21 protein-coding genes are annotated in these 21,303 nt (G+C 70.1%); 16 read left to right on the forward strand and 5 right to left on the reverse strand.

All coding sequences use genetic code 11. The features are described from left to right. Nucleotides 1–28: 28 nt before the first annotated feature. From CX1_RS01390 to CX1_RS11910, 5 genes are all read left to right on the forward strand, one after another. Nucleotides 29–640: a protein-L-isoaspartate O-methyltransferase family protein gene (locus tag CX1_RS01390; protein WP_244465409.1), complete on the forward strand. Its 612-nt coding sequence runs from the start codon at nucleotides 29–31 to the stop codon at nucleotides 638–640. 139 nt (nucleotides 641–779) lie between these two features. Next, the gene (locus tag CX1_RS01395) at nucleotides 780–2,216 is read left to right on the forward strand and encodes a GuaB1 family IMP dehydrogenase-related protein (protein WP_046649727.1); all 1,437 of its coding nucleotides are present in this window, start codon (nucleotides 780–782) and stop codon (nucleotides 2,214–2,216) included. A gap of 19 nt (nucleotides 2,217–2,235) precedes the next feature. Beyond that, nucleotides 2,236–2,991, forward strand: coding sequence for a PIG-L deacetylase family protein (locus CX1_RS01400; protein ID WP_060925158.1), 756 nt, complete (start codon nucleotides 2,236–2,238; stop codon nucleotides 2,989–2,991). A gap of 128 nt (nucleotides 2,992–3,119) precedes the next feature. Next, the gene (zupT, locus tag CX1_RS01405; RefSeq protein WP_082718970.1) at nucleotides 3,120–3,917 is read left to right on the forward strand and encodes a zinc transporter ZupT; all 798 of its coding nucleotides are present in this window, start codon (nucleotides 3,120–3,122) and stop codon (nucleotides 3,915–3,917) included. Between the two features lie 58 nt (nucleotides 3,918–3,975). Next, nucleotides 3,976–4,419, forward strand: coding sequence for a YchJ family protein (locus CX1_RS11910; RefSeq protein ID WP_082718971.1), 444 nt, complete (start codon nucleotides 3,976–3,978; stop codon nucleotides 4,417–4,419). An 89-nt stretch (nucleotides 4,420–4,508) separates the two neighbouring features. On the opposite strand, the gene CX1_RS01415 is transcribed toward CX1_RS11910, so the two are convergent. After that, on the reverse strand, nucleotides 4,509–5,666 hold the full coding sequence (locus CX1_RS01415) for a DUF808 domain-containing protein (RefSeq protein WP_046649747.1): 1,158 nt from the start codon (nucleotides 5,664–5,666) through the stop codon (nucleotides 4,509–4,511). Between the two features lie 131 nt (nucleotides 5,667–5,797). On the opposite strand from CX1_RS01415, the gene CX1_RS01420 reads away from it, so the two are divergent. The 5 genes from CX1_RS01420 to CX1_RS01440 all read left to right on the forward strand — a co-directional run bounded on the left by CX1_RS01420 (nucleotide 5,798) and on the right by CX1_RS01440 (nucleotide 9,151). Continuing rightward, the gene (locus CX1_RS01420) at nucleotides 5,798–6,256 is read left to right on the forward strand and encodes a PaaI family thioesterase (RefSeq protein WP_060925159.1); all 459 of its coding nucleotides are present in this window, start codon (nucleotides 5,798–5,800) and stop codon (nucleotides 6,254–6,256) included. Between the two features lie 124 nt (nucleotides 6,257–6,380). Next, nucleotides 6,381–7,169, forward strand: a complete 789-nt coding sequence (locus tag CX1_RS01425; protein WP_244465407.1) for an isochorismatase family protein — start codon at nucleotides 6,381–6,383, stop codon at nucleotides 7,167–7,169. Nucleotides 7,170–7,208: 39 nt separating this feature from the next. Continuing rightward, a complete protein-coding gene (locus CX1_RS01430) occupies nucleotides 7,209–7,754 on the forward strand; it encodes a hypothetical protein (protein WP_046649726.1) in 546 nt (181 codons plus the stop codon). A gap of 163 nt (nucleotides 7,755–7,917) precedes the next feature. Further along, on the forward strand, nucleotides 7,918–8,607 hold the full coding sequence (locus CX1_RS01435; RefSeq protein ID WP_060925160.1) for a CD225/dispanin family protein: 690 nt from the start codon (nucleotides 7,918–7,920) through the stop codon (nucleotides 8,605–8,607). A 118-nt stretch (nucleotides 8,608–8,725) separates the two neighbouring features. Further along, nucleotides 8,726–9,151 carry a DUF2752 domain-containing protein gene (locus tag CX1_RS01440; RefSeq protein ID WP_046649725.1) on the forward strand — a complete coding sequence of 142 codons (426 nt, stop codon included), beginning with the start codon at nucleotides 8,726–8,728 and terminating at the stop codon, nucleotides 9,149–9,151. Between the two features lie 92 nt (nucleotides 9,152–9,243). On the opposite strand, the gene CX1_RS01445 is transcribed toward CX1_RS01440, so the two are convergent. Both CX1_RS01445 and CX1_RS01450 read right to left on the reverse strand, forming a co-directional pair. Then, nucleotides 9,244–9,813, reverse strand: a complete 570-nt coding sequence (locus CX1_RS01445; protein WP_046649724.1) for a gamma carbonic anhydrase family protein — start codon at nucleotides 9,811–9,813, stop codon at nucleotides 9,244–9,246. Between the two features lie 104 nt (nucleotides 9,814–9,917). Then, the gene (locus tag CX1_RS01450) at nucleotides 9,918–10,595 is read right to left on the reverse strand and encodes a YoaK family protein (RefSeq protein ID WP_046649723.1); all 678 of its coding nucleotides are present in this window, start codon (nucleotides 10,593–10,595) and stop codon (nucleotides 9,918–9,920) included. A gap of 179 nt (nucleotides 10,596–10,774) precedes the next feature. Here CX1_RS01450 and CX1_RS01455 point away from each other — a divergent pair, with 179 nt between their 5' ends. From CX1_RS01455 to CX1_RS01475, 5 genes are all read left to right on the forward strand, one after another. Then, nucleotides 10,775–12,715 (forward strand): BCCT family transporter, encoded by a 1,941-nt coding sequence (locus CX1_RS01455; protein WP_082719046.1) that lies wholly within the window; start codon nucleotides 10,775–10,777, stop codon nucleotides 12,713–12,715. 110 nt (nucleotides 12,716–12,825) lie between these two features. Continuing rightward, nucleotides 12,826–13,149 (forward strand): putative quinol monooxygenase, encoded by a 324-nt coding sequence (locus tag CX1_RS01460; protein WP_046649722.1) that lies wholly within the window; start codon nucleotides 12,826–12,828, stop codon nucleotides 13,147–13,149. Beyond that, a complete protein-coding gene (locus tag CX1_RS01465) occupies nucleotides 13,146–13,703 on the forward strand; it encodes a hypothetical protein (protein WP_046649721.1) in 558 nt (185 codons plus the stop codon). The genes CX1_RS01460 and CX1_RS01465 overlap by 4 nt, the downstream gene beginning before the upstream one ends. Nucleotides 13,704–13,918: 215 nt before the next feature. Further along, nucleotides 13,919–14,785 carry a 3-hydroxybutyryl-CoA dehydrogenase gene (locus CX1_RS01470; protein ID WP_046649720.1) on the forward strand — a complete coding sequence of 289 codons (867 nt, stop codon included), beginning with the start codon at nucleotides 13,919–13,921 and terminating at the stop codon, nucleotides 14,783–14,785. 316 nt (nucleotides 14,786–15,101) lie between these two features. After that, on the forward strand, nucleotides 15,102–16,544 hold the full coding sequence (locus CX1_RS01475) for a phosphatase PAP2 family protein (RefSeq protein WP_060925162.1): 1,443 nt from the start codon (nucleotides 15,102–15,104) through the stop codon (nucleotides 16,542–16,544). Between the two features lie 112 nt (nucleotides 16,545–16,656). Here CX1_RS01475 and CX1_RS01480 read toward each other — a convergent pair whose 3' ends face one another. Beyond that, nucleotides 16,657–17,814 (reverse strand): MalY/PatB family protein, encoded by a 1,158-nt coding sequence (locus tag CX1_RS01480; protein ID WP_046649719.1) that lies wholly within the window; start codon nucleotides 17,812–17,814, stop codon nucleotides 16,657–16,659. A gap of 72 nt (nucleotides 17,815–17,886) precedes the next feature. Continuing rightward, nucleotides 17,887–19,482 (reverse strand): glycerol-3-phosphate dehydrogenase/oxidase, encoded by a 1,596-nt coding sequence (locus tag CX1_RS01485; RefSeq protein WP_060925163.1) that lies wholly within the window; start codon nucleotides 19,480–19,482, stop codon nucleotides 17,887–17,889. Between the two features lie 176 nt (nucleotides 19,483–19,658). Between CX1_RS01485 and CX1_RS01490 the strand changes: the two genes are divergently transcribed. Beyond that, complete coding sequence (locus CX1_RS01490; protein WP_046649718.1) at nucleotides 19,659–21,290, forward strand: FAD-binding oxidoreductase; 1,632 nt, start codon at nucleotides 19,659–19,661, stop codon at nucleotides 21,288–21,290. Nucleotides 21,291–21,303: the final 13 nt, after the last annotated feature.

Below are 21,303 nucleotides of genomic sequence, written 5' to 3' on the forward strand. Positions count from 1 at the left end.
GCGGCCCACCCGGAGAGGGGCGAGGACCGTGGCGGCGCGCGAGCACATCGAAGCGGTGATGCGCCGAGTCCGGCGCGAAGGATTCCTGCCGGGCGACGTCAAACGCCACGCGGGGTTGAACTCGGCGTTGCCCATCGGGTTCGGCCAGACGAATTCGCAGCCGTCGACGGTGGCCGACATGATGGAGCTCCTCGACGTCCCCACCGGTGCCCGCGTCCTCGACGTCGGATCCGGGTCCGGATGGTCGACGGCGATCCTGGCCGAACTCGTCGGCCCGGCCGGGGAGGTCCACGGCGTCGAGTTGGTGCCCGAGCTCTTCGAGCGCGGCCGCGCCAACCTCGAGGCCTTCGACGTGCCCTGGGCCGAGATCCATCCGGCCGAACCCGGGGTGCTCGGTCTGCCGGGTCTGGCGCCCTTCGACCGGATCCTCGTGTCGGCGATGGCCGATTCGCTTCCCGACGGCCTGATCGCCCAACTCGCCCCCGGCGGCATCATGGTCGCACCCGCCGACGGCGAGATGTATCGCGTGCGCAGGGCGCGCGGCGCCGATGACGACGGGGCCGACGACGGCACCGGCGCCGGTGTCGAGGACATCACCATCACGGCCCATGGGGCGTATCGGTTCGTTCCGCTGTTGTGAGCCACCCACGTTGATCGCCGGTGCTCCATTCCACGCCGCCCGCCAATCAGGCATAGGTGGGGTGTGGCGTGCGCTTCGGTGTCATGGCCGCGAGGCTGCAACCGGTGCCCGATCCGCGCCCGCGGTTACCCTGGCGGCCATGCGATTCCTCGATGACGCGAAGCCCCCGTACGAGCTCACCTACGACGACGTGTTCATGGTCCCGTCGCGGTCGTCGGTGGGTTCCCGGATGTCCGTGGACCTGTCCACCTCCGATGGCACGGGAACCACGATTCCGCTGGTCGTGGCCAACATGACCGCCGTGTCCGGCCGCCGAATGGCGGAAACCATCGCCCGCCGCGGAGGCATGGCGATCCTGCCGCAGGACGTGCCGGCCGACATCGCCGCCGAGACGATCCGCAAGGTCAAGGCGGCGGACCTGGTGTTCGAGACGCCGATCACCGTCAAGCCGCACCACACCGTAGGCTACGCCCGCAACCTGCTGCCCAAGCGCGCCCACGGTGCCGCGGTCGTCGTCGACGGGGACGTGCCCATCGGGCTGATCACGGAAAAGGACCTGCGCGGATCCGACAACTTCGCACAGGTGGGAACGCTGATGAGCGGCACCCTGCTTACCCTGCCGTCGTCGGTGGATCCGGAGGAGGCCTTCGACCGCCTCGTCGCCGCCAGCCGCAAGCTCGCGCCCGTGGTCGACGACGAGGGCAAGCTCGCGGGCATCGTCACCCGCCGCGGAGCCCTGCGAGCCACGCTGTACCGCCCGGCCGTCGACGCCGACGGGCGCCTGCGGGTGGGCGCGGCGCTGGGCATCAACGGCGACGTCGAGGGCCGGGCGCGGGCGCTGCTCGACGCCGGCGCCGACACCCTGGTCGTCGACACCGCCCACGGCCACCAGGACTCGATGATCCGGGCCCTCGAGCGCGTCCGCGCGCTGGATCCGGGTGTGCCGGTGGTGGCGGGCAACGTCGTCACCGCCGACGGCGTGCGCGATCTGGTGGCGGCGGGTGCGGACATCATCAAGGTCGGCGTCGGCCCCGGCGCCATGTGCACCACCCGCATGCAGACCGGCGTCGGCCGCCCGCAGTTCTCCGCCGTCCTGGAATGCGCCGCGGCCGCCCGCGAACTCGGTGCCCACGTGTGGGCCGACGGTGGGGTCCGCCATCCCCGCGACGTCGCTCTGGCGCTGGCCGCCGGCGCCTCGAACGTGATGGTCGGCTCGTGGTTCGCCGGCACCCACGAATCGCCGGGCGATCTCAAGATCAATGCGGACGGTGAGATGTACAAGGAGTCCTTCGGCATGGCCTCGCACCGCGCCGTCGAATCGCGCAACGCCGGCACCGGTGCCTTCGAGAAGGCGCGCCGGGCGATGTTCGAGGAGGGCATCTCCTCGGCGCGCATCCGCCTCGAGCCCGATCGCGGGGGAGTCGAAGACCTCGTCGACGGCATCGTCTCCGGCGTGCGATCCTCGTTCACCTACGCCGGCGCCGCCGACATCCCGTCGTTCCGCGAGCGCGCCGTCGTTGGCGTCCAGTCCGCCGCCGGCTTCGCCGAAGGTCAGGCCCGCCCCGGCGTGCGCTGAAACGAATAGGGTCGGTGACATGACCTCGAACGAGAACCGGATCAATGCCCTCGACTGCCGCAGTTGGGAGCGGGTGCTGTGCGTGGTCGCGCACCCCGATGACACCGAATACGGCATTTCGGCGGCGGTGAACGCCTGGACGCGGGCGGGAGTGGAGGTGTCGTACCTCCTGCTCACCGCCGGCGAGGCGGGCATGAAGCGCGATCCCGCCGAGGTCGGTCCCCTGCGGGCCGAGGAGCAGCGCGCCGCGTGCGAGTGCGTGGGCGTCGATGACCTCGTCATCCTCGACCACCCCGACGGCCACCTCGTCGAGGGGCTCGATCTGCGCCGCGACATCGCGCGCCGCATCCGTCAGTTCCGGCCCGACGCCGTGGTCACGCTGACCTTCGAATTCGAGGCGCCCCACGGGCTCAACCAGGCCGATCACCGCGCGGCGGGCCGCGCCGCCATCGACGCCGCCCGTGACGCCGGCAACCGGTGGGTCTTCCGCGAGTTGGCCGAAGAAGAGGGCCTGGAGCCGTGGGAGCCGGACGTGTTCCTCGTCGGCCAGGTGGGCGATCCGACCCACGTCGTCGCCGTCGACGACGAGGACGTCGCCGCATCCGTCGCCTCCCTGGAGTGCCACCGCGAGTACCTCGCCGACCTGCCGGATCACCCGAAGCCAGCCGACTTCATCCCGCCGATGCTGGCGGAGGCCGGCGCCCTGATCGGCGAGCGCAATGGCGTGGCTTTCCGCGTGTACGAGCTCGGGGGAGTGGCCAAGTCGCGTGACTGATCGCCGGGGCCGCCCCCGCCCGCCGCAGGCCGGGCGGCCCTGATCCGGGTGACGCGCTATCTTCTTATTGGAAGTCGGTGGCGAAAGGTTCGCCCGATGACGGTTCGCGAGGAGGCGACTGACCCGAAGTGGAAAACCTGTGGTTCGCCTTCGGCATGACTCTGGCCGCGGGCCTGTCGACCGGCATCGGCGGATTGATCTCCGTCGGCCGGTCCAATCCCGGCCCCCGGTTCATGGCCGGGGCTCTGGGCTTTTCGGCGGGCGTGATGCTCTACGTGTCCTTCATGGAGATCCTGCCGAAGGGCATCGCGGAACTCTCCGAAGCGTGGGGCACCGTGGGCGGAAGCTGGGCCGCGATCGCCGCGTTCTTCGGCGGCATCGCCCTCATCACCGTCATCGACCGGCTGGTCCCGGAGCCGATCAACCCGCATGAACCGGGGTCGATCGACGATCCGGAAGTGTCGGCGCAGCGCCGCCGGATGATGAAGATGGGCACGATGACCGCGCTGGCCATCGCCATCCACAATTTCCCGGAGGGGTTCGCCACCTTCATTTCCGCGATGGAGGATCCGCAGCTCGCGATCCCGGTCGCGGTGGCCATCGCCATCCACAACGTGCCGGAGGGCATCGCGGTCGCGGTGCCCATCCAGCAGGCCACGGGAAGCCGCGCCAAGGCGCTGAAGTGGTCGTTCCTCTCGGGTTTGGCGGAGCCGGCCGGCGCGCTGATCGGTTTCCTGGTGCTCATGCCGTTCCTGGGCCCGGTGACCATGGGCGTCGCCTTCGCCATGGTTGCGGGCGTGATGGTGTTCATCTCGCTCGACGAGCTGCTGCCGGCGGCGGAGTCGACCGGCCGCCACCACACGGCGATTTACGGCCTGATCCTGGGCATGGCGGTCATGGCCGTGAGCCTGCTGCTGTTCCTGTGATGGGCTAACCTGTCCGGCAGTGTTCGGGGCCGGGGAGACCGGGGATGGGAGATGCGACATGAGTGCGGGACCGTTGTTCACGCGGGTTCGGCTTGACGACGGCCGACCGTGCCCGTGCGGCGGCGCTGCCCGTCGGAGCGACGGGGAGGCACCGCGGTACGGGGATTGCTGCGCCCCGCTGCACCGGCGGGAGCGCCTGCCCGAGACCGCGGTGGAGCTGATGGCGGCCCGCTACAGCGCGTACGCGGCCCACGAGGCGGATTTCCTGTGGATGACGTGGCACCCGCGCCGCCGCCCGGATGCCATCACTTTCGAACCGGACGTCGAGTGGCTGGGCCTGGACATCGTCGACGTGGTCGACGGCGCGGAAGGCGACCGCGAGGGGATCGTCGAGTTCCGCGCCCGTTACCGCGATGCGGATGGGCCGGGGCAGCTGTGGGAGCGGTCGACGTTCATGCTGCGGTCCAAGCGCTGGATGTACGTCGACGGCGAATTCAAGTAACGCGGCCTCGACTGGAACGGCGACGGCCCCGACGGTGGTGATCACCGTCGGGGCCGTGGTCGTTCTCGGGAACGGGGAGTGCCGCGGGCCTAGTGGGCCGTGGTGCCCTTCTTCCTCGCGTCGCGGTCGGCGAGCATGCCGCCCGGGGTGGCGGAACCGGCCGACGCGCGGATGCGCGACGTGTGTTCCTCCGAGGCGTGGGTGGTGCGGCCGGCGACCGCGCCATCGTGCCCGTGCCCACGCTCGTCCTCGGCGTGCCCCGTACCGTGAGTCTCGTCGTGTCCCTTCCCATGATCCGAGCCGTGGCCCTTGCCGTGGCCGAAGGGCAGGAAATGCATGATGGCGACGAGGATCGCGCCCCAGATCGCGCCCAGGATCAGCGAGCAGATCGTGTTGACGACCCAGGCCAGGAAGCCCGCGGGAACCAGGGTCTCCAGGTGGTGGACGAACTGGTACGGCGCATGCCAGCCGAGCTCGTCGACGCCGACGAGGATGATGTGGCCGCCGACCCACAGCATCGCGAACGTGCCGATGACGCCGATGATCGTCAGCACCACCGGCATCGCCTTGACCAGGCCCTCGCCGAACTTCCCGGCGAAGCCGTCGCTGCGCTTGGCCATGGCCAGGCCGATGTCGTCCATCTTCACCAGCAGGCCGACGACGCCGTAGACCAGCACCGTGATCGCCAGCGCCACGACGATGAGGATCACCGCGCGGCGGACGAAGGCCTCGTCGGCGACCTCGTTGAGGGAGATGACCATGATCTCCGCGGACAGGATGAGGTCGGTGAAGATCGCCGACTTCACCAGCGCGTCCTCGTCCTTCGGCTCACGGTCGAGGGCGGCGGCCTCGCGGGCGGCGCGTTCTTCCGGAGTTTCCTTGTCGAGCTTGTGCGAGATCTTCTCCCACACCTTCTCCATGCCCTCGAAGCACAGGTAGGAGCCGCCGAGCATGAGGATCGGCGTGAGCAGCCACGGCAGGAACTGGGACAGCAGCAGGGCGATCGGCAGGATGATCACCAGCTTGTTGACCAGCGATCCCTTCGCGATGCGCCAGATCATCGGCAGCTCGCGCTTCGGCTCGATGCCGGTGACGTACTGCGGGGTCACCGCGGCGTCGTCGATGACGACGCCGGCGGCCTTGGCCCCGGCCTTGCCGGTGGCCGCGGCGATGTCGTCGACGGATGCGGCGGCGGCGCGGGCCAGCGCCGCGACGTCGTCGAGCAGCGCCGCGAGGCCGCCGCTCATCGGAGGGTCGCCCGGGACTCGGAACGGCCGGTGCTCGTGCATTGGTTCATGAACGGCATTCTATGCGCGGCGGCGGCATTCGACCGTGAAACCCGCCCGTGGCGCTCGGCACGCCGGTAACGTCGATTCACATGCGATGGACCCCGGCGCAGTTGAAGCGCTTCATGTGGATGTGGCCCCCGTACCTCGGCGCCGGCGTGCGCATCGAGGAGGCCGACGACGATGGCACGCGGCTCGTCGTCAAGCACCGCCTGCGCCCGTGGTTCACCAACGCCGTGGGCACGGTCTTCGGCGGCACCATGCAGTCGATGACCGACCCGTTCTTCATGATCCTCGCGCTGCACCAGCTCGGCCCCGGCTACCGGGTGTGGGACACCGAGGCGTCCATCGAGTTTCTCAAGCCCGGGCGCGGGACGGTGCGGGCGGTCATCGAGATGCCCGCCGAGGTCATCGAGGACATCCGCGCCGAGGTCGCCGGCGGTGACAAGCACCTGCGCTGGTTCGAATGCGACATCGTCGACGAGGAAGGCGACGTGGTCGCCCGGGTGCGCAAGCGCCTGTATTTCCGCAAGTCCAAGCCGAAGTCCTAGCTGAAGTCCAAGCTGGAGCCAAAGACTGAGCCGAAGGGCCGATAGTGGGGACCGGGCCCGCGAAGTGGCCGATGGGGTGATGGGGGCGGTGGGCGATCCGCCGGGCATGGCATGATCGGGAACCATGAACGAGCAGGAAAACCAGCCCGAGCGCCTCGACCTGCAGCCGGGCCCGACGCCCGGTTCGCGGCCCGACCCGCAGGGTGATCCGCTGCAGATCCCGGCCGATCCTTCGCAGATGACGTCGCGCCGGCCGTCCTTCGCCGACACCTACCGTTCGGTGCAGACCGCCAATGAAGAAGAGGTGGTGGAGGACCCGGAGGAGCGTCCGACCACCGCGTTCGTGGTCGTCGACGCGCAGAACGATTTCTCCGAGGGCGGGTCGCTGGCTGTGGACGGCGCGGTCGCCGCCTACCGCGCCACCCACATGCATCTCGCGGGCCGTGCGGGCAAGTACTCCGTGCTGGTGACCACCCGCGACAACCACATCGACCCGGGTTCGCATTGGTCCGACGAGCCGGACTACGTGGACAGCTGGCCGCGCCATTGCGCCGCCGGCGAACCGGGCTCGGAGATCCACCCCGAGATGGTCCGCGCCCTGGACTACTTCGCCCTGACCAATCCGCAGGCCGTGCGCATCGACGTCACCAAGGGCGAGTTCGAGGCGGCGTATTCGGGCTTCGAGGGCAAGACCGAGGCCGGGGTGTCGCTTGCCGACGCCCTCCGTGCAGCCGAGGTGACGCACCTGGAGGTCGTCGGCGTGGCCACCGACCACTGCGTGCGGGCGACGGTCCTCGATGCGCTGCGCGAGGGCTTCGAGGTCACGGTGCACGTCAACCAGATCGCCGCGGTCGACGCGGATCGGGGAGCCGCGGCGCTGCGCGAGATGGCCGACGCCGGCGCCGAGGTGTAGGTGCGCGGCGTGGGGTCGTTGAGGCGCGGTCGGCGGACCGTGGGGTGCAAGATTCCGCTGGCGGCCGCCGTGATCGCGGTGGCCGGGCTCGGCGGTGGACTGGTCGCGTGCGCCGATGATGCGGGGACGGCGGCGTCGGAAAGCGGTGCCGTGCCCGAAGCCTCCGCCGCGCCGCGCCCGGACCTGCCGACCACGGGCGGACCCGTGGTGGACATGTGCTCCGACGAGGTCATGGCGCGCATGACGGCGGTGGGGTACGAGCTGACCAACCACGACACTGCCGCCGACTGGTGCGATTTCGAGGATCCGGGGACCGGGCGGCTGGCGCTGCTGATGAACGACCCGGCGCTGCAGTACGACGTCATCGCCGCCGAGTCCGAGCCGAAGCCGGCCCGGGACACGAGCGCGCCCGATGCGCCGGAATCGCTGTGGGTGGTCGAGGACACGCTGGTGACCGCGTTTTCGCAGTGCCTGGCCGGCGAGATGGCGGACGACGGCATGCAGTACGTGCTGGTCACCGAACATGGCGCCACGTCCGATGCGTGCGCCGGGGCCGTCGAGGCGTACGAAACGGCGATCGGCTGATCCGTCGAGCGGCGCAGGGACGGAGCAGCCGAATGCCGGCGCCGCCGACCCGGGCATCGCTGTGCCGAGTCGATTTCCCGCGTAAAATCTTCCGCAGCGCCAATCACACGATGGCGGCTCCGCCGAAGCCCGACGTGGTCGGCTCTCGTGAAAGGGAAACTCCATGACCAATCCGAACGACAACTCCCCGAATGACCCGAAGGAGCCCGGCGACGGGCAGGGCGGCTACGGCGAGAGCTACCGCGGCAGCGGCCAGGAGGGCTACGGCGACGGCGGTTACCAAGCCGGTCCCACTGGCGCCGGCTCCGAGGGCTACGGCGACGGCGGCTACCAAGCAGGTCCCGCGGGTGGCGGTTCGGAGGGGTACGGCCAGGGCGGGTACCGGCCGGGCCCCGGGGCGGGTGGCTCCGAGGGGTACGGCCAGGGCGGCTACCAGGAAGGCTATGGCGCCGGCGGTTACCAGTCCGGTGCGCAGGGCGGATACCAGGAGGGCTATGGCCAAGGCGGCTATGGCCAGGGCGGTTACGGCCAGGGCGGTTACGGCGCCTACGGTTCCCAGTCCGCGCCCTCCGGCGGCAAGCCGCAGAACTTCATGGTCCCGTCGATCATCGCGACCATCGGCGGCTTCCTCTTCTGCTGCCTGTTGGGGCTGCCCGCCGGCATCGCCGCCATCGTCTTCGGCAACAAGGTCGACTCCCTGTGGAACATGGGCGACTATCAGGGCGCCCAGGCGGCCTCCGAGAAGGCGAAGCTGTGGATGATCGTCGCGGCGGTGCTCGCCGTACTCGGGTTGATCGCCAACATCATCATGTTCGCCACAGGCAGCTACGACGCCACGTTCAACACCTACTGATCCGATGGTGGAACGCGACGCCCGCGGGCAGGGCCCAGAACATCGCCAGGCCCATGGGCACGTCTGCTCCGACGCCCACGATCACGCTCACGATCATGCGCCCGGTGGCGCCGTGAGCGTGAGCGACCGCGCCGGAACGTGGTTCGCCACGTCGCCGGCGGGCCCGCTCCTCGTGGCCGCCGGCGCGGTGTGCGGGTGCGCCGCGCTGGCCGTCGCCGACCCGACGACCCCCGGCGGCCCGACGCCGGTGTGCCCGACGAAGGCCCTGCTCGGAATCACGTGCCCGGGCTGCGGCACGGCGCGGATGCTCTACTCGCTCACCCATTTCGATCTGACGGGCGCCATCCGCTACAACGCCATCGCGCTGGTCGCGGTGGTTCTGCTCGCGTGGGCATGGGTGGTGTGGATGGCCCGCACCATGGGCGCCCGCCTGCCGAACTGGACCAGCTGGAGATGGTTGCCGCACGTCACCATCGCCGTGCTGGTGATCTGGACCGTCGTCCGGCTGCTGCCGTTCGCGCCCTTCACCGCGCTCCACGTGTAGGGGAGGGGCGGCCGGTCCGTCGCAAAGCCAAAGCCCCGGGCCACGGCGCTCGCAACCTGCCGGGGCATACGCGACCCGCCGGGGCACGGCCCCTAGTCGAACAGGACGTCCGACAGCGGCACCGGCGAAATGCCGTCGTGCAGGTGGGACGTCTCGATGTACTTCGCGGCGTGGTGGATGAACCCCTCCACGGCGGCGTCGTCGAGCTCGCGGCGGACCTTCGCGGGCACGCCCGCGGCCAGCGATCGCGGCGGGATCTCCTGGCCTTCCAGCACGACGGCGCCGGCGGCGATGAGCGATCCCTCACCGACCTTCGAATGCGACAACAGCGCCGACTTCATGCCCACCAGCGTGCCGTTGCCCACGGTGGTGCCGTGGATCAGCGCCATGTGACCGACGGTGACGTCATCGCCCAGCACGGTCTCCGCGTCTGCGTCGACGTGCACGGTGGAGTTGTCCTGGATGTTCGTGCGCGCGCCGACGCGGATCGAGTTGATGTCGCCGCGCAGCACGGAGCCGTAGAACACCGACGAATCGGGGCCGATCTCCACGTCGCCGATGATGACGGCGCCGGGGGCGATCCACGCCGAGCGGTGGATCCGGGGCGTCTTGCCGTTGCAGGGGAAGATCAGGGGGACCTGGTTGTTCGGAGTTGCGTCCATGGCAACCATTTTGCCCAAGAACGGGTCGGCACGTCGCCGAACGGTGTTTTCGGGGGCCCGGGCCCGTGCTTTGCGACGGACCGCGGGCGGCCCGAGATCTGGCGTCACACGTGCAGGCCCGCCACCCGGCGACGATGCCGGTTGAGTAGCGCCACGGCGGTGCCCCCGATGATCATCGCGGTCACGACCCACACGGCCTTGAGGCCGATCGTCGTAAAGCACCAACCGCCGAACACCGCGCCGACCGCCAACGACACCCACAACAGGAAGTAGCCGATCCAATCGCGGTGCGAGCCGCCGAAGAAGGCGCCGACGAAACGCTGCGACATCTTCACCAGGGTGCCCGTCATGTACGTCAGGGAAATGGAGACTTCGCCGTCGCGCTCGAAGATGCTGTTCATCGCGCCGACCGTGAAGGACAGGCTGAGCACGGCGGGCAGCTCCTCGCCGGTGACCACCCAGATCGACGCGATGGTGGCGGTGAGGCAGATGAACAGCAGCACCGCCTCGCGCGGGCGCGTGGGTGGCAGGTGGCGATGGCCGAGGCGGCTGATCAGGGCGCCGATCATGACGCCGACCAGGAACAGCGCCATGACGCCGGCGGCCTTGCCCACGACCTCCCACGCGCCCTCCGCGAAGGCCGCGGTCAGGCGGGTGGTGTTGCCCGACATGAACGACAGGAAGAAGCCGCCGAGGTAGAGGAAGCCCAGGGCGTCGATGAAGCCGGTGATCGACGACAGATACACCGCGAGGGCGCGCTCCCCGAAACGATAACCATGCACGCGGGCCAGTCCTTTCGACGAATGGGGCGCGGCCGGAGATGGCCGCGCGAGTGCCGTCGGCCACCGGGGACGGAAACTCCCTGATGGCGTCGGCCCCCACATGGTGCCATTCGATGAGGCCGGCTCACCGTGCGTTACGATAAAAATGTCACTGTCAACGAGCCATGGAAGGCCCCCGGATGAATCCCCAGGATTCCATTCCCGCTGAACAAACACCCGTCGGTCGTGCGGCACCCGCCACGGACGACGGACGCGCGGACACCGGAAAGGGGGAGGACAAACCGCGCTCGATCCAGGAAGTCGGGGCGGACGGGAAGAAGCGGACGAAATTCCGCTGGCTCAAGACCGACCCGCTGATCTTCTTGACCTCGGTCGGCTTCATCCTGGCGTTCGTCATCGCGACCGTGGCGCTGGGGGACACCGCCCGCGAGGCGTACTCCACCGCTTCCGGCTGGGTGACCGCCAACCTCGGGTGGCTGTTCATCGGCGGCGTGTCCGTCGCGCTGCTGTTCCTCGTCGGCGTGTTCGTCTCCCGCTACGGCAACCTGGTCCTCGGCGACGACGACGAACAGCCCGAGTACAGCGTCACCGAGTGGTTCGCCATGCTCTTCGCCGGCGGCACCGGGTCGATGCTGATGTTCTGGGGCGTGGCCGAGCCGATGAACCACGCCATCAATTCGCCGCGCGGCCTCGACCCGATGAGCATCGAGGCGCGCCAGGAGGCGATGGGCTTCACCATCTACCACCTGGGCATCCACATGTGGGTGATCATGGCGCTGCCCGGCCTGGCGCTGGGTTACTTCATCTACAAGCGCAAGCTGCCGCCGCGCGTGTCGTCGATCTTCGCGCCGCTGCTCGGCGACAAGATCTACGCCTGGCCCGGCAAGCTCATCGACTCGGTGGCCATCATCGGCACCGTCTTCGGCATCGCCGTGTCCGTGGGCATGGGCGCCATGCAGATCAATTCCGGCGCCTCCCGCGTGCTGGGGCTGCCGGAAACGTCGCTGATCCAGCTGCTGCTCATCGCGGCGATCATCGTCGTCGCGTCGATTTCGGTGGCGCGCGGCCTGGACAAGGGCATCAAGCTACTGTCCAACGTCAACATCTGGATGGCCGTCGCCCTGATGGTGTTCGTGTTGCTCATGGGCCCGACGCTGACGCTGCTCAAGCAGGTCGTGGACACCGTGGGCATCTACGCCGGCGAGCTGCCGCGCATCATGTTCTGGACCGACTCGTACAACCTGAACCCCGAGTGGTCGCAGGGCACGTGGACGGTCTTCTACTGGGCGTGGACCATCTGCTGGTCGCCGTTCGTCGGCATGTTCGTCGCCCGCATCTCCCGCGGACGGTCGGTGCGCCAGTTCATCGCCGGCGTCATCGGCTTGCCGACGGTCTTCGTCATCATCTGGTTCTCCATCTTCGGCCGCGCCGGCTTCGAGCTGGAGGCGTCGAACCCGGGCGTGCTGTCCGAGCCGGTGGTGGCGGGCGAGGACCCGTCGCCCGCACTGTTCATCCTGCTGGAGCAGTACCCGCTGGCCACGGTGATGAGCGTGTTCGCGCTGCTGATCATCATGATCTTCTTCGTCACCTCCATCGACTCCGCCGCGATGGTCACCGACATGATGTCCACCGGCGAGGAGAACAAGGCCCCGACGTCGTACCGCATCCTGTGGGGCATCATGATCGGCGCGGTCGCCGGCGCGATGCTGGTCATCTCCGGTGAATCGGGGATCCTGGCGCTGCAGGAGGTGGTGATCCTCATCGGCGTGCCGTTCTTCTTCATGCACTTCGTCATGATGTGGTCGCTGGTCAAGGGCATGAGCGACGACCACATGGCCGTCCACAGGCCGAAGACCCGCCGGTGGGGCAAGACCGATACGCCGGAGAAGCTCGCCGCCCACGAGGCGATGCCCGCCCCGGGCTACGACGAGGACGGCAACGAACTGCCGCCGATCGAGTACACCTACGACGAGGACGGCACGTTGGTCATCGCCGGCGACGTCCGCGTCGAAGGCGAGATCATCGACGATCCGGCCGTGGACCCCGCCGTCGAACCGGACAACGACATCATCGACGATCCGGCCGACGCCGACGCGGGCCCGGCCGGTTCCCCGAAGTAGTTTTCCGGCGCGCGCCCCGGTTTTCCGGAAAGCCGCTCGGCGACGGCATTTCCAGCGGCGCCCGCGTCCGGGGCCGTCGCGCACCGGGCGGGGGCACGTATGCTGGCGTCATGATTTTCATCGTCGTCAAGTTCCCCGTGAAGCCCGAGTACGCCGACGAGTGGATGACCCACGTCGCCGATTTCACCGCCGCCACCCGCGCGGAGCCCGGCAACAAGTGGTTCGAATGGTCCCGCTCCGTCGAGGACCCCAACGAGTACGTGCTGGTGGAGGCGTTCGATGACGACGCCGCCGAGGCGCACGTCAACTCCGATCACTTCAAGGCGTCCATGGACACCATCAAGCCGCTGCTGACCGAGACCCCGCGCATCGTGTCCCAGACCCTCGAGGGCAAGGACGGCTGGGACCGCATGGGGGAGCTGGAGGTCAAGTGACCCGGTCCCGTTCGGCGCGGGGCGGCCGCAGGTTCCGGCTCGGCTTTGCGACGGCCGGCGTGGCCGCCGCACTCGCCCTGACCGGCTGCGGCTACGACCCGAGCACCGTCGGCAACCAGGACGCGCCGCAAGGTTCCGCGCCGTCGGTCGCCGACGAGGGCGTCGCCGAGCAGCGCGCCGCGCACCTGGTGGCCGACGCCGAAGAGCTGCTGCGCGCCGCCGAGCACGTGCAGTCCGACGGCGCCGTGTCCGGCGAGACGAAGGGTGCGGCCGGGGAGCTGCGCGGGATCCTGGAGACACAAGTCGGCCGACTCGATGCGGACGGGGGCTCGTCGATGATCTCCCGGCAGGAGATCGATGCGGTGCTCGGGGCCTCCGGTGCCCGGGCGGAGGAAGCCTTCGGCGATCTGGTGCGCACGCACGTTCCGCGCCTGCGGACGACGTGGGAAGGCCTGATCGAGGCCGGCGATCCCGACATCGCCGACGTGGCGCGCGATTCCACCGAGCGTTTCAAGGCCCTGGAACCGAGGCTCGTGTCCCTGCCGGGGCAGTGATCGGGGCAATGATCGGGGCAACGAGCGGGGCGGTGCCCCGGGTGCCATCGGGGTGCCACCGCTGCGCCATCGGGGGCGAAGCTCCCGTTTCGGCGCGGGGCGAGTGAATCGCCGGTAACGTGGTGGGGAGAAAAGTGAGCGCGATCACGCGGGATCCCGGGAGGGCTCCCGGCGGGATCGCCTCGTCACGGCAATCCACGGGAGTGAACACGAACATGGCGAATGAAATCACCCGCGTCGGCGTCGTCGGCGCCGGCCAGATGGGCTCCGGCATCATCGAGGTCTGCGCGAAGGCCGGCAGCGACGTCCTGGTCTGGGAGGCCAAGCAGGAATTCCTCGACGGCGGCAAGGCCCGCATCGAGAAGTCCCTGGACAAGGCCGTTTCCCGCGGCAAGCTGGAGGAATCCGCCCGCGACGAGATCCTGGGCCGCATCTCCTGGACGACGTCGTTCGCCGATTTCAAGGACCGCCAGCTGGTCATCGAGGCCATCGTGGAGAACCCCGAGGTCAAGGCCAGCGTCTTCTCCCAGCTCGACGAGGTCATGGAGGACCCCGACGCGATCCTGGCGTCGAACACCTCCTCGCTGCCGATCCAGTCGATCGCCGCGGCCACCAAGCGCCCCGAGCGCGTCATGGGCCTGCACTTCTTCAACCCGGTGCCGGTGCTGCCGCTGGTGGAGCACGTGGTCACCCTGTCGACCGGCGAGACGCAGGCCGAGCGCGCCCACGCCTACGCCTCCGAGGCCCTGGGCAAGACCGTCATCAAGGCGACGGACCGCTCCGGCTTCATCGTCAACGCCCTGCTCGTGCCGTACATCCTCGGCGCGATCCGCATGCTGCAGGACGGCGTGGCCACCAAGGAAGACATCGACGCGGGCATGGTCAACGGTTGCGCCCACCCGATGGGCCCGCTGACCCTGGCCGACATGGTGGGCCTGGACACCGTCAAGTTCATCGCCGACGCGATGTACGACGAGTACGCCGAGCCGACCTACGCCGCTCCGCCGCTGCTCAAGCGCATGGTCGAGGCCGGCCGCTTCGGCCGCAAGTCGGGCATCGGCTTCTACGACTACTCCAAGTAGGGGGCGTCCACCCGGAGGAGAGGGCTTTCCAATCCAGGTAGGGGCTGCGCCAACCTCGAGCGAGTCGTTCGCCCGGGGGAGGCGCCGCACGCCGGTTCGCGGAATCCCCGGGATGTTTCGGCGGGGCCCGAACATGTGGCTTTCCGTTAATCTGCGGTTCACCGTGTCGTTGACGGATTGCCGCCAATTGGAAAGAACGGCGCGATAGGGTGCTTGAGTTCCCGGCGACTGCCCTCGTCCCGCGTTTCGTGGCGGCGGCGTGCGTCGCCGCCGAAGTCTTCGAGAAATCGAACCACGCCACAGGAGTACCCGCACCGTGAAGATCGGTTCCCGCCGTTTCGTCCGCGCCGGCCTGCGTTCCGCCGCCGCCATCACCGCCTTGGCCGTCACCCTGCCGCTGACCCCGGCCGCCGGCGCCCAGGATCTGATCCCGGGCCTGCCCGCGGGCGATGGCCTGCCGGGCATCGGCGGCGACCGGATTCCGGGCGTCCCCGGCGCCATCGCCCCGGAAGGCGGCGATGATGCGGTGCCCGGTGCCGTCGGCGACGCCGTCCCCGGCGCGACCGGCGACGCGCTGCCGGGTGTGACGGGCCTGCCCCCGGTGGGGCCGCCGAGCTTCCTGCCCGGCCGCGAGCAGGTGGCCGCCGACGAGAACGGGGCGCCGATCCCGCAGCCGTTCCCGGCCGACTACATCGCCCGCGCGTACCGCTCGGATGCCTCCGACGAGGGGATCTTCTACCACTCGGTCGTCCACCCCTTCGTGGATCTGCGGGAGAACCACCCGGAGGTCATGGACGAGAACCTCGAGATCGTCGTCAAGATCAACAATGCCGCGAAGGATGACCGCGAGGCCCAGCTGCTGGCGCTCGCCGACGACCACGACGACCCGCTGGTCAACCTCTCCGCCGGTTTCGGCCAGGAGCTCGGCGGTCACTTCCGCGACGCGGTGAACGAGGGGCGGCTGCCGAAGATGACGGCGCTGATGTCCGGCAACCTGGCGCGCGCCGGCGGAATCGCGTCGTCGTCGTTCGCGGAGAAGTACACCTACGGTTACGACCGGCCGTTCGTCGTCGCCCCCGACCGGATCGAGCGCTACTACCGCGATCAGCCCGGCGACGACGACCCGTACTCGACCACCCCGTCCTACCCGTCCGGCCACACCAACAAGGCCGCGTGGACGGCGACGCTGATGTCGATGATGCTGCCCGAGGTCGCCCCGCAGATTCAGGCCCGTTCCTCCGAGGCCGGTCAGTCGCGCCTGGTCATGGGCGTGCACTACCCGCTCGATGTCATGGGCGGGCGCATGATGGGCAATCAGGCCGCGGCCGATCGGTGGTCGGATCCGGAGTTCCGCGGGCTGATCCAGGCCGCGGCCGCCGAAGTGCGTGCGGAGCTGGAGTGGCGCTGCGGCGGGACGATCGCCGAGTGCGCCGCCCGCGACGTGCCCTACCTGTCGGATGACGCCGCCGTCGCCCAGTACACCGAGCGCATGACCTACGGCTTCAAGCGCGTCGGCGAAGCCGGTGTCCCGGTGACCGTGCCCGCCGGCTACGCGGGCCTGCTGGCCACCACGCACCCGGATCTCACCAACGAGCAGCGCAACCGTGTGCTCGCCGCCACCTCCATCGACTCCGGCTACCCGCTCGACCGTACCGACGGGCGCGCGTCCCACGTGCGCATCAACATGGCCGCGGCGATGGCCGCCGACGTGACGGTCAACCCCGACGGTTCGCTGACCGTCAACGGCGTTCCCGTCTAGGTTCCCGGCCCCTGGCCCCGGTTCCCGGGCAGGTCCCGCCCCACCACCCGCCCCCGACGGCCGCGACCCCCGGAGCATCCGCTTTCGGGGGTCGCTTTGCGTGGCGGCGGCGCTACTTCGCCAGGGCCGCGCCGATGCGGTCGAGCGCCTCGCCGAGGATCTCGGGTGAGGTGGCGAAGTTCAGGCGCACGTGGCCCTCGCCGCCCTCGCCGAACGCGGGGCCGGGGTTCAGGGCCACCTTCGCATTGGACAGCAGCCACTTCTGCGGCTCGACGGGATTTCCGTCGCGATCGACGAGACCGTCGACGCCGCGGAAGTCGATCCACGCCAGGTACGAGGCCCGGGGCCGGTTCATCACCGCACCCGGGGCGATCTCGGGCAGGCGCCGCTCGATGGTGTCCAAATTCGCCCGCAGGACGTCCTTGAACTCGTCGAGCCACGGGCCGCCGTCGCGGTAGGCCGCAGTGGCGGAGACCATCCCGAGGGTGGACACGCCCTCCTTGATCACGTGGGCCAGGCCGCGCCACGTGGCGTCGTCGGCCTCGTTGAGGATGATCTGCGCGCACTTCAGGCCGGCGGTGTTCCAGCCCTTCGAGGTGGCGGTGACCGTCACGGTGACGGCCTCCGCGGCATCGGACACCGACGCGGTGGGCACGTGGTTGCCGTCCAGGACGACCGGGGCGTGGATCTCGTCGGAGATGATCCGGGCGTCGTACTTCGCGGCAATGTCCGCCAGCTCGCGCAGTCGCTCGGCGGTGAAGGTGAATCCGAGGGGGTTGTTCGGGTTGCACAGGATCAGGCTGCCGGCGCCGTCTGCGAAGGCCTTTTCCACCGCGGCCGGGTCGGGGCCGTCGGGGAGGGTGGGCACGTGGACGATCTCGCGGTCCGCGGCCGGGCCGACCTCGAAGAAGGGCATGTAGGCGGGCACCGGCAGCACGATGGCCGAGCCAGGGCGGGTGAGGTGACGCACCGCCAGGGTGACGCCGCGCACCACGTCGGCGACGGGGTGGATGCGGTCGGCGGACGGGCGCCAGGCGTAGTGGTCGGCGTACCAATCGGACGTGGCCCCGGCGAGGTCGGCGACGCTGCGGCGCGGGTAGCCGAAGTACTCGCGGTCGACCGCTTCGCGCACGGCGTCCATGACGGCGGGGCAGGTGGCGGCGTCGGATTCGGCCACCCACAGGGGCAGGACGTCATCCGGGTAGGCGGTCCACTTCAGCGTGCCGCGGGCGCGCAGGGTCTCGATGCTGGGGAAGGTCACGTCAGGCATGCGGGCCACGATACACCCGGAACCGACGAAAGTAGACCGAGGGGTCTATATTGCGCCGGGGGTGGCCCCGCATCACCGCCCGAACAACCTCAGCGCCTCCTCCGCGGCGGGCAGGGCGGCGTCCCGGTCGGCGTCGACCAGGCCGATCCTGCTGCGCCGGTCGAGGATGTCGCCGACGTCGAGCGCGCCCTCGTGCGTGACGAACCACGCGAACTCCGCGCGCACCACGTCGATGCCGGGCGCCACCGGATCCAGCGGCCGCTCCAGGGCGCATGCCGCCACGACCGCCTCGGCCTCCGCGCCGTACCTTCGCCCCAGCGATTCGGGCAGCGATTCGGGCAGCGGCTCCGACGCCGACGCGGGCGACGACGGTCGCCGGATGCGCCCCGACTCGTCGTCTGCGCCCGGCGCTCCGACCAGCGGCAGGTTCGTCGTGAAGCAATCCCGGAAGGCCCCGCCCCGCGCGTCCGCGGCCCCCGACAGCCGTGCGACGATCCCGTCGACCGCCTGCTCCGCCATCAGCCGATACTCGGTCAGCTTGCCGCCGGTGACGGTGATCAGCCCGTCGTCGCCGACGATGATGGCGTGCTCGCGCGACAGGTCCGCGGTGTCGCCGTCGCCGGCGTCGATGAGCGGGCGCAGACCGGCAAAGGCGCCGACGACGTCGTCGCGGGTCAACGGCACGGCCAGAGCCCGGTTGATCACGTCGAGGAGGAAGACGATGTCCGCCTCCGGGACCTCGGGGACGTCGGGGATCGGGCCAGGGGAGGCCTCGTCGGTCAGCCCGATGTACGCGCGGCCGAGTTGAGCCGGCAGCACGAAGCAGAAACGATTGACGCTGCCCGGCACCGGGACGGTCAACGAACCCGTCGGGTTCCCCAGCCTCGCCGCGTCGACGACCAGGTGCGTGCCGCGCGAGGGGCGCACCGAAATGCCGTCGGCCAACTGCCCGGCCCACACGCCCGTGGCATTGACCACCGCTCCGGCGCGCACGTCGATGGTGCGGCCGGAGACGTCGTCGCGGAGCGTGGCTCCCGAGCCCGTCGCCCCGGTGGCGCGGACCTTGGTCAGAACCTTCGCGCCGTGGCCGGCGGCGGTGCGGGCCAGCGCGATGACCAGGCGGGCATCGTCGACGAGCTGCCCGTCGTTGTTGACGAAGCCGAACTTCAGCCCCTCGCGGCGCACCGTCGGGGCCAGTTCGGCCACGCGGCGGGCGCTGACCGTCCGCGACCGCGGCAGCGTCTTCGGCGACGTTCCCGCCGCGGCGCGCAGCAGGTCGCCGAGGAAGAACCCGACGCGGGGGATCAGGCTCTTCGGCGCGACCGAATCGTGGACCGGCACCACCTGCGGCAGCGCCCGGACCAGGTGCGGGGCGGTGACCTCCATGAGCGTGCCGCGTTCGCGGGCCGACCGCATGGCAATGCCGACGTTGCCCGATGCCAGGTAGCGCAGCCCGCCGTGGGCCAGCTTCGACGACCACCTCGACGTGCCGAACGCCAGGTCGTGGGCGTCGATGAGCGTGACGTCCAGTCCGCGCGCCGCCGCGTCCAGCGCGATGCCGGCGCCGGTGACGCCGCCGCCGATGACCAGCAGGTCGGGCCGGTGGCCGGCCTCGAGCTCCGCCCATTCGCGGGCGCGGCGTTCGGCGTTGAGGGCGGTGTCGCTCATCGGGGCTCCTTCGGCGTTTCGCGGGCGGTCGGGTCGGGGAGGGCGTGGCGTGGCGGGGCGGTCGGATCCGGGTGTCGGGTCGGGGCGCCGCCTAGCCGGCGGCACGGAATCGCGCGCACCTATGGCCGGTTACATAACTTACTTAACTGTTACGGCCGTGGGTTAGAGTTGGTCGCATGACCATGTCGCGATCCGTGCACCCCATCATCGCCCCGCCCATGCATCCTTTCCTGTGGGGCACCCCCGATGAGGCGCGCCCCCTCGGCGACGGCTCGCGCGGCCTGCTGTCGGCGATGCTGGGCATCGACGCGGATTCCGGATCCCGGCCGGAGCTCGACGACGTGCGGTTGACCGACTCTTCGCTTTCCGACGCCGACCGGGAGGCGTTGGAGGCCATCGTCGGTGCCGCCGCGGTGTCGACGGACCGCGATCAGCGTGTGGGCCGTGCCCGCGGCAAGTCCTATCTCGACCTGCTCGAGTGGCGGTCCGGCGACGTCGTGGCCGCCCCCGACGCGTGCGTCGCCCCCGCGGACGAGGACCAGGTGCTCGAGGTCCTCGAACTGTGCGCGGAGCGCGGAGTGGCCGTCGTTCCCTTCGGCGGCGGCACGTCCGTCGTCGGCGGCGTGAATCCCGTCCGCGGTGAATTCTCCTCCGTCATTTCGCTGGATCTCGGGAGCTTCCGCGGGGTGGAGGACCTCGACGAGGTCTCCGGTGAGGTGACGTTGGGAGCCGGTTTGACCGGCCCCGAGGCCGAGGAGCTGCTCGCGGAGAAGGGCTGGTCCCTCGGGCACTTCCCGCAGTCCTTCCCCTACGCCACCATCGGCGGCTACGCGGCGACGCGCTCGTCGGGACAGGATTCCGCCGGCTACGGGAGGTTCGACGAAATGGTGCGGGCGTTGACCGTCGTTACGCCCACCGGCATCGTCGAAGCGGGCCACGCCGCTCCGGCCTCCGCCGCCGGCCCCGACCTGCGCGAGGTGTTCCTGGGCTCCGAGGGGGCGTTCGGCGTGATCACGAAGGTGCGCGTACGCGTGCACCGCAAGCCGGAGGTCGTGCGCCACGAGGCCTTCCGGTTCCCCGACTTCGCGTCGGGGGCGGCCGGGGTCCGCGAAGTCGCGCAGCTGGGGGCCGGGCCGACGGTCATCCGCCTGTCGGACGAGCCGGAGACGATGGTCAATCTCGCGGGGGCGACCGAGTCCATCGGCGAAATGAACATGAACCCCGGATGCCTGTGCATCACCATGTACGAGGGGCCCGCGGGGTCCGACGCCGACGTCGAGGCCCGCATGGCGCGGACCCGCGAGATCCTCGAAGCCAATGGCGGCGAATCCGCCGGCCCCGCCCCCGCCGAGGCGTGGGAGCACGGGCGTTTCGGGGCGCCGGTGCTGCGCGACGCGCTGCTCGACGCCGGCGCACTGTGCGAGACGCTGGAAACCGCCACCGATTGGTCGAACGTCGCCGCGCTGCACGCGGCCGTGGGGGAGGCGGTGACGGAGGCCCTCGCACCGGCTCCGGCGTTCGTCCTGTGCCACATCAGCCACGTCTACCCGACGGGGGCGTCGCTGTACTTCACCGTCATCGGCGCGCAGTCCGACGACCCGCGCGGGCAGTGGCGCCGGGCCAAGGACTCTGCGTCGTGGGCGATCATCGACGGCGGCGGCACGATCACCCATCACCACGCGGTCGGTGCGGACCACCGCCCGTACCTGGCCGAGGAGATCGGGGAGGTGGGCGTCGCGGTGCTGCGCGGGATCAAATCCGCGATCGACCCCGCGGGGATCATGAATCCTGGCAAACTGGTGCCGTGACGTTTGATCCCGA

Source organism: Corynebacterium xerosis NBRC 16721 = ATCC 373, from assembly GCF_001552415.1.
Classification (GTDB): Bacteria; Actinomycetota; Actinomycetes; order Mycobacteriales; family Mycobacteriaceae; genus Corynebacterium; species Corynebacterium xerosis.